This window comes from Shewanella gaetbuli (assembly GCF_023284065.1).
Lineage (GTDB): Bacteria > Pseudomonadota > Gammaproteobacteria > Enterobacterales > Shewanellaceae > Shewanella > Shewanella gaetbuli.
Map to the genome: position 1 here is coordinate 209821 of NZ_JAKIKP010000003.1, position 17472 is coordinate 227292.

Annotated in this window: 11 protein-coding genes; 2 read left to right on the forward strand and 9 right to left on the reverse strand. The window is 41.5% G+C overall.

Features of this window, described 5'->3' with window-relative positions; translation table 11 throughout:
* Nucleotides 1–9: 9 nt before the first annotated feature.
* From gshB to L2672_RS05895, 6 genes are all read right to left on the reverse strand, one after another.
* A complete protein-coding gene (gshB, locus tag L2672_RS05870) occupies nucleotides 10–963 on the reverse strand; it encodes a glutathione synthase (RefSeq protein WP_248994902.1) in 954 nt (317 codons plus the stop codon).
* 43 nt (nucleotides 964–1006) lie between these two features.
* Nucleotides 1007–1747 (reverse strand): 16S rRNA (uracil(1498)-N(3))-methyltransferase, encoded by a 741-nt coding sequence (rsmE, locus tag L2672_RS05875; RefSeq protein WP_248994903.1) that lies wholly within the window; start codon nucleotides 1745–1747, stop codon nucleotides 1007–1009.
* Nucleotides 1748–1780: 33 nt separating this feature from the next.
* Complete coding sequence (locus L2672_RS05880; RefSeq protein ID WP_248994904.1) at nucleotides 1781–2515, reverse strand: endonuclease; 735 nt, start codon at nucleotides 2513–2515, stop codon at nucleotides 1781–1783.
* A gap of 351 nt (nucleotides 2516–2866) precedes the next feature.
* Entirely contained in the window at nucleotides 2867–3445 is a 579-nt protein-coding gene (locus L2672_RS05885; RefSeq protein WP_248994905.1) for a SprT family zinc-dependent metalloprotease, read from the reverse strand.
* Between the two features lie 49 nt (nucleotides 3446–3494).
* Nucleotides 3495–4661 (reverse strand): hypothetical protein, encoded by a 1167-nt coding sequence (locus L2672_RS05890; RefSeq protein ID WP_420833131.1) that lies wholly within the window; start codon nucleotides 4659–4661, stop codon nucleotides 3495–3497.
* A 150-nt stretch (nucleotides 4662–4811) separates the two neighbouring features.
* Entirely contained in the window at nucleotides 4812–5723 is a 912-nt protein-coding gene (locus L2672_RS05895; RefSeq protein WP_248994906.1) for a LysR family transcriptional regulator, read from the reverse strand.
* A 126-nt stretch (nucleotides 5724–5849) separates the two neighbouring features.
* Between L2672_RS05895 and L2672_RS05900 the strand changes: the two genes are divergently transcribed.
* Nucleotides 5850–10403: an ATP-binding protein gene (locus tag L2672_RS05900; protein ID WP_248994907.1), complete on the forward strand. Its 4554-nt coding sequence runs from the start codon at nucleotides 5850–5852 to the stop codon at nucleotides 10401–10403.
* Nucleotides 10404–10792: 389 nt separating this feature from the next.
* Nucleotides 10793–12886 carry an elongation factor G gene (gene fusA, locus L2672_RS05905; RefSeq protein ID WP_248994908.1) on the forward strand — a complete coding sequence of 698 codons (2094 nt, stop codon included), beginning with the start codon at nucleotides 10793–10795 and terminating at the stop codon, nucleotides 12884–12886.
* A gap of 300 nt (nucleotides 12887–13186) precedes the next feature.
* Here fusA and L2672_RS05910 read toward each other — a convergent pair whose 3' ends face one another.
* From L2672_RS05910 to napA, 3 genes are all read right to left on the reverse strand, one after another.
* Nucleotides 13187–13432, reverse strand: a complete 246-nt coding sequence (locus tag L2672_RS05910) for a GlsB/YeaQ/YmgE family stress response membrane protein (protein WP_248994909.1) — start codon at nucleotides 13430–13432, stop codon at nucleotides 13187–13189.
* Nucleotides 13433–14130: 698 nt separating this feature from the next.
* The gene (locus L2672_RS05915) at nucleotides 14131–14553 is read right to left on the reverse strand and encodes a nitrate reductase cytochrome c-type subunit (RefSeq protein WP_248994910.1); all 423 of its coding nucleotides are present in this window, start codon (nucleotides 14551–14553) and stop codon (nucleotides 14131–14133) included.
* 89 nt (nucleotides 14554–14642) lie between these two features.
* Nucleotides 14643–17126: a nitrate reductase catalytic subunit NapA gene (gene napA, locus L2672_RS05920; protein WP_248994911.1), complete on the reverse strand. Its 2484-nt coding sequence runs from the start codon at nucleotides 17124–17126 to the stop codon at nucleotides 14643–14645.
* Between the last annotated feature and the right edge of the window lie 346 nt (nucleotides 17127–17472).

The following is a 17472-nucleotide window of genomic DNA, read 5'->3' on the forward strand; positions in this document are numbered from 1 at the left end:
ATCCTGCTGTTATTGTTTTTTGTTAATGCGGTTTTCTATAGAGTCCATTAGCATACCGGTGATATCGACATCAAATGCCGCTTCAATTTCACGTATGCAAGTTGGGCTTGTGACATTAATTTCTGTTAGTTTGTCACCAATGACATCTAAACCGACAAAAATAAGTCCACGTTTTTTCAATTCAGGGCCAATGGTTTTGGCAATTTTCCAATCAGTTTCTGACAAAGGTTGAGCGACACCGCTTCCACCTGCGGCTAAGTTTCCGCGGGTTTCACCTTTCATTGGAATACGGGCAAGTGAATATGGAACGGGTTCACCGTCTACCACTAAGATACGTTTGTCACCTGCGGCAATTTCAGTAATAAACCCTTGTGCCATGGCATATTGTTGGCCGTGGTTTGTTAAGGTTTCAATAATGACCCCTAGATTCGGATCTTGTGCTTTTACACGGAAAATGGACGCGCCGCCCATACCATCAAGTGGTTTTAAAATAATATCGCCTTTTTGCTGGTGGAAGGCTCTAATTCTTTTGGTGTCGCGGGTGACTATGGTGTCAGGAGTAAACTCTGAAAACCAAGCCGTAAATAGTTTTTCGTTTGCATCACGCAGGCTTTGAGGCTTATTAACAATAAGGGTGCCTTGTTCTTCTGCACGCTCAAGCATATAAGTTGCGTAAATAAACTCAGTGTCAAATGGCGGGTCTTTACGCATTAAAATGACATCTAAATCCGCCAGTGGTGTATCTACCGCATCGCCTAGTTCATACCATTTATTAGCATCATTGATGACGGTTAACGGGCGCATGTTACCCATGGCAGTACCATTGACCATAGCAAGGTCTTGCATTTCCATATAAAACAACTGATAACCACGAGATTGTGCCGCCAGCAGCATGGCAAAACTGGAGTCTTTTTTTATATTAATATCACTGATGGGATCCATCACAATGCCGAGTTTAATCATGTTGATATCCTTAAATTTTGATAATGTTTGGTGCCTATTAGCCTTAGCCAATATCACCAAATTTAAGCTGTAATGCGGTAATTGCGGTAAGCGCTGCCGTTTCTGTTCGTAACACTCTGGGGCCTAGCAATACGTCTGTAAAGGCAAATTGTTCAGTCATGTCAATTTCTTGATCCGACAGTCCACCCTCTGGGCCGATTAAAAGCCTAACTTTTTGCTCTTCACCTAATGCACTTAAGCCATTAATACCGTGCTGCGCTCTAGGATGTAAATTCAGTTTTAAAGCTTTGGTGGGCTCAGCACACCATTGAGCCAGTTCCATCGCAGGGCGAACAATAGGGACTTTACTTCTGCCTGATTGTTCACAAGCACTGATGACAATTTTTTGCCATTGGTGGATTTTTTTCTGTAAGCGTTCGCCAGTGAGTTTAACACCGCAGCGCTCTGAAAACAGCGGGGTGATTGTTGTTACACCTAATTCAACAGATTTTTGAATGGTAAAGTCCATTCTGTCACCGCGAGAAATTACTTGGCCTAGGTGAAGGTCTAATGGTGATTCTGACTCATTTATACTGGCAGACAACACCTTTACGCTGACGTTTTTCTTGCTAGCTTGAGTTATTTCGGTCAAGTAATCGTAATTGTCACCACAAAATACTCGTACATGCTCTCCTTCTGCCATGCGTAATACTCTGCCAATATGTGCGGCTCCATCTTCATCAAGGGCGAATGTTTGCCCTTGTTCAAGGGCACCCATGTCTTGGTAAATTCTTGGGACTCTCATCGTTAACCTTAATTGAACAAATAAGTGGTGGAATTAGGGCTGATTTTGACATTGTTTGTGCACAAAATCATTATGATTCCCTTGTGCGGCTGCAATTAACTGATCACGTTTACATTCTGTAGCATTAACAGGGTAAATTTTATCCCATGCTTGAAATAATCTTTGTTGAGTAGAAGAGATTTGTAGCCCATAGGTTTGCTGCATATAAAAGTAGGTTCTAGCGATGGCACCTCTGCTGTTTGCGGGTGGCTGAACTTTTCGGCCTTTAAAATCGACAATCATTTCGCATTGTCCGTATTGAGTCGCCTGACCATTCCACTGACTAAATCTATAATTGCTTCGATCACCGTTGACCTCTCCAACTGTGGGAGTGAGGTTATGAAGATCAGATTCCATTTGCTTAAATTGTGGGTTGGTTCTACCACAATTTTTGCGACCGCCATTTTGCCAGCACTGAAGTTGATGACCAAATTCCCAAGCAGGGACAACATGTTCCCACTCAATACGGTTAGACCTAACTTTTTGCTTACGAATTTGATAACCACAGCTTTGGTGGTCGGGTTGCCAGAGTTTACCTGAAATTGTGATATCACAACCACAGTAAAAACTTTTTAGGGGTAAGTGGTCTTGGTAAATGGTTCGAATAATCTTTTTAGCTTGGTTAAAACTACTGGGGTGCTGAGCAGCATTAACAATATTGGGGTATAAAGTGACGCACAATAAACTGCAAAATACTAATAAACGTATTTTGAATAAACCTAACAACATGATTACGCTAGCCTTTATGTAAGTGATAACTTCAGATAAAACGCAGTTGTCCTATAACTTAAGTTAAGTCACTTTTTGTCTTATCAATTTGGCCAAAATGGTAAGGGAAAGCGATAACAGATGCAATGCATTGGTTTCAACATGATGATTTTTATGCTTAATGTTGTATTTCATGATTTTTACAACCCGTCAGTCAAATATTTAACAAAAGTGAATTAATCTGGCCAAAATGTGCTAAAGACATTTATTAGCGGCTTTTGAGTGTCGGGTTGCATATGAATACGATGGTGATGTGATTTTTTTTGCTGTTGAGGCTCGATTATTTAATCTAAGTTGCAGATACCCGTTGAGCTAAGTCTTACAGGGTTTTAATGACTGTAAACAGATTCTACAGCGGTACTGTGTTTTACCTCGTTGAATATTATTATGGCGGCGAATAGTGAGTTGCACTGTTCCACAATCACAAAAATAGTCGAATTGCTTGCCTTGTACAGAGGTGGTATTTAATTGATGGGTTGTTTTAGCGGCTCTAGCAAAGACTTTTATCATCAATGATTGCCACTCTTTACCGTGGGGCTTTACTCGTCCATATAATTGGTATGCTAATAAGTGGCTTATTTCGTGCGGTACTACGTCACTCACAAAATCGGTGACATTTTCGCGGAGTAATACCGGATTAAAGCGCAATTTATTTAATTGTAAGTGAGCAGTACCAGCACTTTTGCCTCTTAGGGTAAATTGCACCTGAGGACGGGGAAATGAGCGATTAAAGTACCGCTCTGCGGCTTGGTAATCGGCTTCAACTTTATCTAATACTTGCTGTTGCTCTTCACTCAGGTTGAGTTGTGGCTCAACCTGAGGTCGGGCAGGTGAAATCTGTGCATCCATTGAACAACTGATATTATTATCAAGGCCCAGTTTCTGGGCCATGTTTTGTATTTTTTGTAATAAGGCTTGAGTCAAACTTATCCCTTGTGAATTATAGCGTAGAGGCCGCAGCAGCGATCATCGCTTTTATTTGTTCAACAATGTCACCTTCAGCTTGAGAGTCATAACCTTTCACTTTAGGGGTGTGGATGTGACCCACAGGTATATTTCGATTAAATTGCTGCATTAATAAGATGCTGCGGTAAGAAATTTCATTAGATAAATACCCGCCACCTGCACCTTCAACAGAGGTTGATTGTTGTAACTGGTTAATGGACGTTGCATCAAATTGACCTTTCTCTAAGGTGGTAACTTGATGATTGTCGTTGACTTGCCAATGACCGGCGACTTTGGTCATAACCGCTGCGGGTAGAGTAAACTCGACAAATTCTGGACCATTTAAATTTTTACCATTTAGCATAGGGGCTATAGGCGAAGCTTTTGTTGCACCAGTAAGTACATTTAGATTATCTGGCGCCTCGGCACTACGGTTGCGGCCTGGAAACCGTTCTAAGTCGAAATTGTCTCGGCCCATGCTGACCGTGAAAATCATATCCACGCTATTTTCACGGTAAATTGGGGTCAATAATGATTCAATTATACCATTGTCAAAATCGGCAAAGCGCACAGGAATCATCACGGTTTCAATTTGGGCTTTTTTGCCATTGATGTTAAAGCGGTAACCGTCTAAAGCTAACGCTGTTACTCCAGACGGATTACTTTGGCTGATGTCCCTATCTAAGAAAAATGGGTCAAACCCCGTGAGCAGAATTTTTATTTGAACATCTTCTGCAAAATGGATGTCGCTAAACCCACGAGAAGACTTTTCAACAGCGCTGACTAATATTTGTCGCTGCCAAGGTGCAATGTTAAAGCCCACTTGTTGAGTTTTTAGGCTTTCACGCATTTTCAAACGGCTCCAGTATAATGAACGATCGTCAATATGACCGGACTGAACATCCTTTACTGCACGTTGCCATAAAACATGGCCTTCGTTTGCCACCATTTGGGTGATTGTTAACTCGTTATTCTCTGCTAATAATTTAGTATTTAATGCTTTAGTGGCTTTGCTATATCTATCGACGACTTGTGGAATTGTGTCGCTTGCCAAGGCGATACGGCGTTCTTCTACGTCTTTAGATAAGGTGTTGGCCTGTAAAAAACTAGGCACGAGCATGAAACATAGGCTAGATAATGTAATAAGAGGTTTAATTATCATCTTGGCAGTCCTTGATAAGCTGATAGCAGAAACGCTGAGTAATTATAATAATAGTGGTTAATGGCCGATAGTTCACCGCGACTAACGATGTATGTGTTGGTTATACCATAAAAAATACATTTGCAGTCAAGCTACATAGCACAGCATAAACTAATTCATAATAGAGTTTAACGACTCTTGGTTACTATAGCGTTTAGAGATAAAGTCTAAAAATGCACTAATATTGGCGGCCAGTTGACGTCGACTTGAGTACACTCCGTAAACTTTAATCGAATCCATTGGCCATTCTTGCAAAATGGGGACGAGGCTACCAGAGGCGATTTCTTGTTTGCAGCTGGTATTGGATAGTAACGCAATACCAAAATCGTCCAATGCAAATCGTTTTACCATATTGGCGCTATTAACTCGCACTTTACGTTGAAAAGTGGCCATTATTTTTCGATTACCTTTACCTACAGACCAAATGGGCGCAGATAAGGTTGTACCCAATAAAATACCTTGATGTTGAGATAATTCTTGTGGGGTTGCCGGAGCGCCGAATTTTTTGATGTAATTTGGACTCGCTACTAAGATGGGTTGGCGTTCAAATAGTAATCTGGCAACAAGATCTGAAGATTGTAATGGGCCATATTTCAGCGCAATATCGTAACCTTCTCCCACCAAGCTAACATCACTGTCGGTGAACTGGATATCGAGTTCAATATTGGGATATAAACGCATAAAACTTGAGCACAAATGACCAATAACCTCTTGTGAAAAAGAGACTGGAATGGCTATGCGTAATGAGCCTGAAATATCATTATGGGTGTTTTCGATGATTGCTTTGGCGGCTTCAATCTCTTGGCTGATGGATTCACAGTGCTGAAAAAACAGGGCTCCAACTTGAGTTAGACTGATATTTCGGGTGTCTCGTTGTAATAATCGGACGCCTAATTCCTCTTCTAATTGAGCAACTTTTCGGCTTATTGTCGATTTAGCTTGTCCGATGTCTCGTGCTGCTTGAGAGAAACCGTTAGCCCTTACTACCGCTGCAAACAGCATCATACCGTTCAAATCTGGCATTTACACCCCACTGTCTCATTTTTGGAACAAAGCGTCCAAGGTAGTTTATATGGTAATTAGACTATTAACAAAGTTATATTTACGGGCTAAAAATTCCAGAGGCTAAATTAGGCAGAGGATCTAAGGATGACCAGCAAAAAGCAGCCCGCTAAAACGACTCAAGTACAATCAGCTGATCCATTATTTTTACAAGCTGAACACTTGGCAAAAGATTTCTCATTATTTCCTGCTCATAGTAAGCAGAGTTTGTCTGAAGAAATTAAAGGCTTATTAACTGAAGATGCGATTCAAGCAAACCTAAAAGGGTTGGCATCTTTAGATGTAGATGGCTATGTCAATAAAGTCATTTTGCCTTCTCAAGACAAAAATCGCCCAGGTGCGAAACGTATGATTGCTGACCTTAAAGGTAGAATCATTGCAGAAAGCCATCAAGGCCCTTTTTATCGTGCTGAAGTCGAACTTAACTTCGGTACTCGATCTCGTCGTATTGGTTTTATTGCTCAAGAGCGCAGTACCGCCAATGGTGCGTGGATGCCTGAGCATCATATCGCTGCGTGTAATGCGATTCGTCATTTCGCCGAACTATCTATGCCTATTGTGTATCTTATTGATACACCAGGTGCCGATGCGGGTGAAATTGCTAACAGCAACAACCAAGCACATTCTATTTCTAAGGCGATTGCTGAAAGTGCCAACGTTGACGTGCCTACCGTGGGTATTGTTGTCGGTGCTGGCTACTCTGGTGGCGCAATTCCTTTAGCCGCTGCTAATATTTTATTATCTTTACGTGATGGTATTTTCAATACCATTCAGCCGCAGGGTTTACAAAGTATTGCGCGCAAATACAACTTGTCATGGCAAGAGTGTGCTAAGTCAGTGGGCGTTTCGCCAGAAGAGTTATATAGCGCAGGGTGTATTGACGGTATTGTTGACTTTACTCCTAGCGATAAAGACGAGCGTCAGCATAATTTACGTCGTGCGATTATTAGCTCAATTGAAGCAGTTGAAAGAGCCGCGGTTAATTTTGTGCGTGAGTCAACAGACTTAAAAGAGCATTATGACCGCAGTTTAGAGCGTTTCTTAGCGCCGTCTGAAAATTTAGTAACCCTAGAAAATAACACTGGATTAGCCATTGCAAGCAATCCAACAATGCACCACAACATTTTTGGTAGTGCATATCGTTATTTACGTTACCTCACGCTTCGTAGCCGTATTCACTCTATTTCTCAAGACCAATATGGCCGTCTATCTAAAGTTAGCGTGCCAAAAGGTGATTTGCTTGAGCGTATTAAGCAAGAGCAAGAACGCGTATTCCAAGCATGGTTAACGAACCCTGATAAATTGGTTTATGACGAAGAGCTTAATAAACTATGGGGCAACTTTACCGCCAAGCGCAGTGAAGTTTCTACCGAGCGTAACGTGATTACCCGTTTTATTTTAGGTGAACCAAAAGAGAACTATAAAAAAGCCCGTAAAGCTCTACTTTTCAATATTGGCTGGTCTTTATATCACCGCTGGAAAAGTAACGCTGCTAATAACTTTAAAGGTTTAATTAAGCATTTAGAGTCTTTACCAAAAGAAACTACCCAAGCGCCTTGGCCTGAGCTAAATCAGTTAACGGTTCTTGATGTTGTTGTTAATGACGAATTACGTGAAGACTTCATTTGGCAATGTCACAATATTCTGATCTTTAACGCGCTATATGACAATGTGGTGGGTAGCTTAGCGTCTATCTCTAAAGAAGCGATGACCTCTAAAAGCTTGGCGCGTTCATCTGTTGATGGTCTATTACATAAATCTATTGACGTGGCGTTATCGACTAATGATGAAGCTAACGACAAAGCGAAATTCTACAAGTGGTTAAAATACTTCATGGCGCAATCTAATCGCGCTGAATTGTTAACCCGAGTCGAGCAATGGAAGAGTGTGGGATTCCCACAACTTAACGATTCGTTATTCGTTATTTTAACTTACTTCTTTGAGCGTCTATTACCAGAATACTTCGATAGTGAAGACGAGCACGATAAATACAAAGGGGCAATTAACCCAGTTCGTATTGGTCGTCGTAAAGATTTCTGGAACCGCTTAACCATGGGTTATCAAGATTTATTAATCCAGAAAGTGTTACGTGAAGAGAAGCAAAAAGGCTCAATGAGCTGGGAGAATATTATTGCTAAATTCTTCACTCATTTTGACGAAATTGATGCAGATAAAATGTCTGCAAACTTACTTAACTTCCCAGGTTTCCGTTTATCAATTGAAGATGCTATTGATAAGAAAATTCGCCCTTGTGGTTTAATCACTGGTTTAGCTGATTTTGAACAAGACGGTAAAAAACTGCGTGTGGGTGTAGCGGTATCGAATACGGCTTTCCAAGCCGGTGCTTTTGATATGGCCAGTGCTGAGAAATTCAGCGCGCTATTAATCGAATGTGCGAAACGTAAGTTACCGGTGATTTGTTTTATCAGCTCAGGCGGTATGCAAACCAAAGAAGGTGCAGCGGCGTTATTCTCGATGGCAGTAGTGAATGACCGTATTACTCGTTTTATTCGTGATAATGAATTACCTGTATTGATGTTCGGTTTTGGTGATTGTACCGGTGGTGCACAGGCGAGTTTTGTTACTCACCCATTAGTGCAAACTTACTACCTGTCTGGTACTAACATGCCATTTGCTGGCCAAATGGTTGTGCCTGCTTATTTACCTTCAACCGCCACGCTATCGAATTACTTGTCAAAAGTGCCTGGTGCAATGACCGGGTTGGTGTATAACCCGTTCAGCGACTCTTTAGATGGTCAATTGTCAGGTATTGACCCATTAATGCCATTGCCTACGGTAAGCATTGAAGGGGTGATAAATAAGGCGTTATCTTCACTTGCTCCGGAAGTGGAAGAAGTTGAAGACGTTATTGTTCAAGACGACCCTCGCGCGTTGATGAAGCCAATCGACAAAGTACTTGTTCATGCTCGTGGTTGTACAGCGGTTAAGTTAATTCGCAAAGCTCACGATAATAATATCAATGTCGTTTTAGTGGCATCTGACCCAGATATGACCTCTGTACCTGCAGATATGCTTAAAGAGAACGACAAGCTTGTGTGTATTGGTGGTAATACGTCTGACGAAAGTTATCTAAATGCTTACTCAGTATTACGAGTCGCCGATTACGAAAATGTTGATGCACTGCATCCTGGCATTGGCTTCTTGTCAGAAAGCCCTCAGTTTGCGGCATTATGTGTTAACAATGGCGTGAACTTTGTTGGCCCGAGCGTAAACTCGATGACGACAATGGGTAATAAATCGAACGCGATTAAGACCTCACAAGGCCAGAATGTGCCTGTGGTTCCTGGCTCACATGGTATTTTGACCAACGCTGAACAAGCGGTGAATGTGGCGCTTGAAATTGGTTACCCAGTACTGCTTAAAGCGGTGCAAGGTGGTGGCGGTAAAGGTATTCAGGTGGTAAAACGTCCTGAAGATATGATTGGATTATTCCAAAAAACCTCTACTGAAGCAGCAGCAGCCTTTGGTAACGGTGACTTGTATCTAGAAAAATATGTTACCTCACTACGTCACATTGAAGTCCAATTATTGCGTGATAAGTTTGGCAACACCAAAGTATTGGGTATTCGTGACTGTTCTGTACAGCGTAATAACCAGAAAGTCATCGAAGAGTCTGGTTCAACGATGTTGCCTGAAGAACTGAAGCAGAAGGTAATGGAATATACCCGTGCTTTAGGTGACGCTACTGACTACATGGGTGCAGGTACTGTTGAGTTTATTTACAACTTAGATGCCAACGAAGTGTACTTCATGGAAATGAATACACGCTTACAGGTTGAGCATCCGGTAACGGAAGCCACTTCTGGTATTGATATTGTGAGTGCCCAGTTTGATATTGCCGCAGGTCGTTCAATTGAGAAGCTAGAGCCTGTAGAGCAAGGTTATGCCATGGAAGTGCGTGTAACTGCAGAGAAAGCCGCATTAGATAGCCACGGCGTATTACAGTTATTGCCAAACCCAGGGTTAATTACTGAGTGCATCATGCCAGAAGCTGACAACGTAGAGTTAATTTCAATTGCTGAAAAAGGCAAAGAAGTTTCTCCGTATTACGACAGCTTAATTGCGCAAATTATTATTCGTGGTGAAAGCCGTGAAGATGTTGTGCAAAAAATGTATGACTATCTAGATAGCGTAGTGATCAAAGGTATTGCCACTAACATTCCGTTATTAAAACGTATCTTGAAAGATGCGACCTTTAATGAAGGGGTTTACGATACTAACTACTTACCACGCTTAATGGCTGAATTAGATATTCCTGAGCTCATTGCTGAAATGGAAGCTGCTGCTGAAACAGCTAAAGTCGATACTGAATCATTACGTGTTGGTGAAAGTAATGAGTTGAAAGTATTGGCTCAAGGTGCTGGTATTTTCTATACCTCACCAGCGCCAGGTGAAGCTGACTTTGTTAAAGAAGGTGACATTGTTACTGTTGAACAAACGCTTGCGCTTACAGAAGCGATGAAGATGTTCTCGCAGGTAACGCTGGCTGGATTTAATCGTCAAAGTGCAGTGCTTTATCCTGAAGATCAGCAATACCGCATCGAGCGTATTCTGAACAGTAATGGCCAACAAGTTTCACAAGGTGATTTGTTGTTTGTTATTTCTCCTGTGGAAGCATAATCAGCTAATACTGATACTCGGTTATTGGTAACAAGTATAAAAATGCCCGTTTAATCACGGGCATTTTTTTGTCCAAAAATGGGCTTAAGTAAGCGGTTGACAGACTAATTTTTCATAATGTGGGTCAATAACGTCTAAAGTGGAGCAATTTCATAAAAATTTAATCGTGTTTAAAAAATAATCGATTATTTTTAATTCATTGTTTTTAATGGGGTAATGTCTAATTTTTGCAATATTTAGCAATTTAAATTGATAAATATTGCAACTCCTATTTGCGCCCAGCATAGTTCCAATTTACAATATGCGCCTTAAATAACCTGATGTGCGGTGTGTCGGTACTTTTTTCGCATACTCCGTCTACTTCTTAAACTAATCATTAAAGTTGAATCATGACCGAATTATCCAAATACAGAAACATTGGTATCTTCGCTCACGTTGACGCGGGTAAAACCACGACCACCGAGCGTATTCTTAAGCTAACCGGTAAGATCCATAAGATCGGTGAAGTTCATGATGGTGAATCTACTACTGACTTCATGGAACAGGAAGCTGAGCGCGGTATTACCATTCAATCAGCAGCAGTAAGCTGTTTCTGGAATGACCACCGTTTCAACGTTATCGACACTCCAGGCCACGTTGACTTCACCGTTGAAGTATATCGTTCGCTTAAAGTTCTTGATGGCGGTATCGGTGTTTTCTGTGGCAGCGGTGGTGTAGAGCCTCAGTCAGAAACTAACTGGCGTTATGCTAACGAATCTGAAGTTTCGCGTATCATCTTCGTAAACAAGTTAGACCGTATGGGTGCTGACTTCTTACGTGTTGTTAAGCAAACTAAAGACGTTTTAGCTGCTAACCCATTAGTAATGGTTTTACCAATCGGTATCGAAGACCAGTTCACTGGTGTAGTTGATCTATTAACCCGTAAAGCATGGGTTTGGGATGAAACTGGACAAGCTGAAAACTACAAAATCGAAGATGTTCCAGCTGATATGGTTGACATGGTAGAAGAATACCGTGAGCAATTAATCGAAACTGCTGTTGAGCAAGACGATGACCTAATGGAAGCTTACATGGAAGGTGAAGAGCCTTCAATGGAAGACATCAAGCGTTGTATCCGTGCGGGTACTCGTACAATGGCATTCTTCCCAACATACTGTGGTTCTGCATTCAAAAACAAAGGTATGCAGTTATTATTAGACGCAGTTGTTGATTACCTACCTGACCCAGTTGAAGTTGATCCACAACCATTAACTGACGAAGAAGGTAACGAAACAGGTGAATACGCAATCGTTGATGCAGATGCGCCATTAAAAGCATTAGCATTCAAGATTATGGATGACCGTTTTGGTGCATTAACTTTCGTACGTATCTACTCAGGTCGTATTAAGAAAGGTGACACCATCCTTAACTCTGCTACAGGTAAAACTGAGCGTGTTGGCCGTATGGTTGAGATGCAAGCAGATGAGCGTAACGAATTAGATTCAGCTCAAGCGGGTGACATCATCGCTATCGTTGGTATGAAGAATGTTCAAACTGGTCACACTTTATGTGATGTTAAACATCCTTGTACTCTTGAAGCAATGGTATTCCCAGAGCCAGTTATCTCTATCGCAGTAGCACCTAAAGATAAAGGTGGTTCTGAGAAAATGGGTATCGCTATCGGTAAAATGATTGCAGAAGATCCATCTTTCCGCGTAGAAACTGACGAAGATTCAGGCGAAACCATTCTTAAAGGTATGGGTGAGCTTCACTTAGACATTAAAGTTGACATCCTTAAGCGTACTTACGGTGTTGACCTAATTGTTGGTGAGCCTCAAGTTGCTTACCGTGAAACTATCACGCAAGTTACTGAAGATAGCTACACGCATAAGAAACAGTCTGGTGGTTCTGGTCAGTTTGGTAAAATTGACTATGTTATCCGTCCTGGCGAGCAAAACTCTGGCTTTACCTTCAAGTCTTCAGTTGTTGGTGGTAACGTACCTAAAGAATTCTGGCCTGCAGTTGAGAAAGGTTTCGCATCTATGATGCAAACTGGTACTGTTGCTGGTTTCCCAGTATTAGACGTTGAACTAGAACTTGTAGATGGTGCTTTCCACGCAGTTGACTCGTCAGCTATCGCGTTCGAAATCGCTGCTAAAGGTGCTTTCCGTCAATCTATGCCTAAAGCAGGCGCACAGCTTCTTGAGCCTGTGATGAAAGTTGACGTATTCAGCCCTGAAGATAACGTTGGTGACGTAATTGGTGACTTAAACCGTCGTCGCGGTATGATCAAAGATCAACAAGCTGGCGTTACTGGTGTTCGCATTAAAGGTGACGTACCGTTATCTGAAATGTTCGGTTACATCGGTTCACTACGTACAATGACATCTGGTCGTGGTCAGTTCTCTATGGAGTTCTCTCACTACTCACCATGTCCTAACAGCGTTGCTGAAAAAGTAATTGCTGAAGTTAAAGAGCGTAAAGCTGCTGAAGCTAAGAAGTAATTCTTACTTTAAACAGTAACTCCGCTTTTTAATTAAAAACCGCTGCCTTAGCAGCGGTTTTTTTATGCCACTTTTACGATGATTTAAACCACTTAATGACAATATAAGTGAGTTGCCATGATGATTTATCATTGAGTGGGTATGCGTTTTCAAGGGTGCTAAAGTCACAAGCAGAAGGTTTAGGGTGCATAACCGTATTGAAGTTGCTCAGACTGCTGTTGTGGGGGGCGTTAAGTAGATTAAGAAAGAAGGCAGTAAACCCTGATTGGAGTAGGGCTTACTTAACGCTATTAGCAGTGGCTACTTTTTTATTACCCTCAGCAGTAAGATCAATAAAATTGCGCCTACAGTAGCCGTAACAATAGAGCCGATAATGCCACTTGTGGTGATATTGAAAAAGCTGAATACAAAGCCGCCAATGAACGCCCCAATGATGCCAATGACAATATTGCCTATTAGGCTATAGCCCCCCTTCATTAACATTCCGGCTAACCAGCCAGCAATTGCGCCTATAACGATGATGATGACTAATGCATTAATATCCAAGTTTTCTCTCCAGTAAATTAAGTTTTTATTATGGGTAAAAGTCTTACCTGTATGTCTTCATATCAATTAAGTCAGCGATATGTTTAGTCTTCCCTCCGGTGTTTATTGAGTTATTTTTTCAGTAACTACTTCACTGATACTTAAAGTGTAAGTTAGTTGTTACTGATGTAAGTTGTGCTGCTAGTCTGTACTAGCTGTTATATGGTGCAACTGGCAGCCTTAAACTATTTAATTAAAGCGGTAGAACAGAAAGATATTGGCGAAAGGTCATAACAGTGTTGATGACTCATAATGCTAACAACGCCTATTCAGGCGTATGGTTAAATTCGCTGTTGGTTTATAACAATGGCTCTATAACCACAGACTTGATAAACCGCTTTATAACTTAGTGCAGTTCTTACTCTTACCCCAGTAATTAAATATGTTGATTTACTATTATGTCTGTTTATCTAAATAGCGTGTTTAATCACCTTTAATAGTCATGGCCTTTGTTAACGTTGCTGGTTTACTATCAGAAATAATAAGGGGGGAGAGTTGTGCAAGAAGTTATTTTTTGAATGCTGTTTGCTACTGACTTTTAGATGGAAATTTTGCCGGATATTTAAGTGTGGTTATTTTTGTTGCTGTAAAGTGAGGATAAAAATAAGCCAGCAAATTTATGCTGGCTTATTGGCTCATTTCAACACCTTAAATGAGGGTTACTTAGTATGAGTATTGTCAACGATCGCATCTTTGTTGTCTGCTTGTGCTACATGGCATTGTACGCAGAAGTAATATTCATTATTGAACTCACCAGATGCATCTAAATGAGATTTATCGACAGGTGTAGCCTTCATACGAGCCGCTTTTTCAGTGCTGTGACAAGTTAAGCAACCGTTCTTTTTAGCTGAAATTTTATAAGAGTCCTTATGAGGAACCAATGGCGGCTGGTGTACAAAAGTACGCTCGATTGCAGCGCCTTTACTTGGGTAGTTAGGCATTGCTTGAGCGGGTAATGTGGCGCTGGTCTCACCTTGGCGTAAAGACTCAACATTCACAGAGGCCATATCTGTTGAAGCTTGCTGGCCACTACAAGCGCTCAAAAGTAGCGTGATAGCAGCAACACTTAGTAATTTTTTCATTTTTCACTCCGTAACATCCTAATAGAATGTTTAAATTCTATTTTGAGGCAAAACAAGTTTTGCCTCAGTAATGGTGATGTGTTGTTTAATTAAGCTTTCATGACTTTAACTGGACACTTTTTAAAGTCTGTTTCTTTTGATAGTGGATCAGTTGCATCAAGCAATAATTTGTTGACTAACTGTCTTGCATCAAAGAATGGCATAAACACCACACCTTTAGGTGGCTTGTTACGGCCTTTGGTTTCAACACGGGTTTTTACTTCACCACGAGGAGAAGCCACAATCACTTCGTCACCACGCGCTAGACCACGAGACTTCGCATCTTCTGGGTGCATAAATATTTGTGCATCAGGGTAAGATTTATGTAGCTCAGGGACACGTGCTGTCATTGACGCGGTATGCCAATGCTCAAGTACACGACCGGTAGACATCCATAAATCGAACTCTGCATTTGGCTCTTCTGCGGCAGGTTCAAATGGTAGTGCAAAAATCACCGCTTTTCCGTCTGGCTTACCGTAGAAGTTAAACCCTTCACCGGCTTTAACATATGGGTCACTGCCTTCAACGAAGCGGCGCAGAGTTTCTTTGCCGTTTACTACAGGCCAACGTTTACCACGGTTTTCATGATAGTTGTCAAATGCATCTAAATCATGGGCTTTGCCACGACCAAATTGAGCATACTCTTCAAAAATACCTTTTTGAATGTAGTAGCCAAAGTGTTCGCTTTCATCGTTCATGTCGCCTTTACAATCAGATACCGGGAACTTGTTGATTTCACCGTTGGCAAACAGTACGTCATACAAGGTTTTATCAGCCACTTCAGGTTGTTTGGCAATCAATTCAGCAGGCCATACTTCAGCGACTTTAAAACGCTTAGAAAACTCAACTAACTGCCATAAGTCAGATTTAGAACCTTCTGGCGCAGGAACTTGCTGATGCCACATATGAGTACGACGTTCAGCATTACCGTAAGCACCTTCTTTTTCTACCCACATAGCGGTGGGTAGAATCAAGTCAGCTGCCGTAGCGGTTACCGTTGGGTACGGATCTGAAACCACAATAAAGTTTTCTGGGTTTCTAAAGCCTGGGTAAATTTCATCATTAATATTTGGGCCAGCTTGCATGTTGTTGGTACACATGGTCCAGTAACAATTTAGCTTACCATCTTTGAGCATACGGCTTTGTAAAACAGCATGGTAACCAGGCTTAGGAGGAATTGTTCCTTCAGGAATGTTCCAAAGCTTTTCGGTCATTTGACGGTGTTTATCGTTATTAACCACCATGTCGGCAGGTAACCTGTGAGCAAATGTACCAACTTCACGCGCGGTACCACATGCTGATGGCTGACCGGTTAATGAGAATGGGCTGTTGCCTGGTGTGGCAATTTTACCGGTTAATAAGTGGATGTTGTACAACATGTTGTTCGCCCAAACACCACGGGTATGCTGGTTGATACCCATTGTCCAAAGGCTCATGACTTTCTGATTTGGGTCAGCATACACCTTAGCTAACTCAATAAGGTTTTCAACTGGTACACCACTCATTTCAGATGCATATTCAGCAGTATAAGTGCTAACAAACTTAGCATAGTCGTCAAAGCTAATTGGGGTTGAACCGCCGTTGCCGGGGTTTTTAGCTTTTTGCTCTAATGGGTGTTCTGGACGTAAACCATAACCAATATCATCAACACCTAACACAAACTTAGTATGTTTGGTGACGAAGTCTTTGTTAACGCCATTATTTTGAATGATGTAGTTGGCAATGAAGTTTAAAATAACTAAGTCAGTTTGCGGTTTAAACACCATTGGGTTGTCAGCTAAGTCAAAACTGCGGTTTTCAAAGGTCGATAAAACATGAACTCTTGAGCCACTGTGACTTAAACGACGATCCGTTAAACGCGCCCATAAAATTGGGTGCATTTCAGCCATGTTAGCGCCCCAAAGGACAAAGTTATCAGCGGCTTCAATATCGTCATAGCAACCCATTGGTTCGTCAATACCAAAGGTACGCATAAAGCCAGCTACTGCTGATGCCATACAATGTCTAGCATTAGGGTCAATATTATTGGTACGGAAACCGGCTTTGTGTAATTTAGCTGCGGCGTAACCTTCCCAAACCGTCCACTGACCTGAGCCAAACATACCTACAGAAGTTGGACCTTTTTTGGCGATACTCTCTTTCCACTTTTGCGCCATAGTGTCTAGTGCGACGTCCCAACTGACAGGAGTAAATTCACCTTCTTTATCATACTTACCATCTTTCATTCTTAATAATGGCGAAGATAGACGGTCTTTACCGTACATGATTTTAGAAAGGAAATAGCCTTTAACACAGTTTAGGCCTTTGTTGACTGGACTTTCTGGGTCGCCTTGAGTGGCAACGACTTTGCCTTCTTTGGTGCCGACTAAAACACTACAGCCTACGCCACAAAAACGGCAAGGTGCTTTATCCCATTTTATATCACTTTTACCTTCCGCAGCGTTTACCACGCTGACCGGAATTGCCATGCCTACAGCCCCCGCGGCTGCGGCAGCGGCATTGGCTTTTAGAAACTCGCGACGGCTAATGCTCATGGTGTTCCTCACTCTGTTTTGATGTTATCTGACAATCAGGTGTGTCTGATGGTTTTTTTAATATCTTTGAGTGTAAACCGGATAGAAAGTAAGGGTATACCCCTGAATAGGTATAGTGGTTGATTGTTGTTCAAGATCACATTTTTGGGTGTGATATAAATCCCATTTTTTTAGATAGGATGAAACTGATTTAGAGTACGCTTGTTTAGTAAGGTTTTACTTAAGCATAACAGGTTGATTACATATAAAACTGGGTTCGTTAAAATAGTCCCTTATTGTTTGAGTTAGCGTCTTTTGACTCTGAATGTAATTATTACCTTAGAGGTAGTTCTGTTGCATTTTTGTT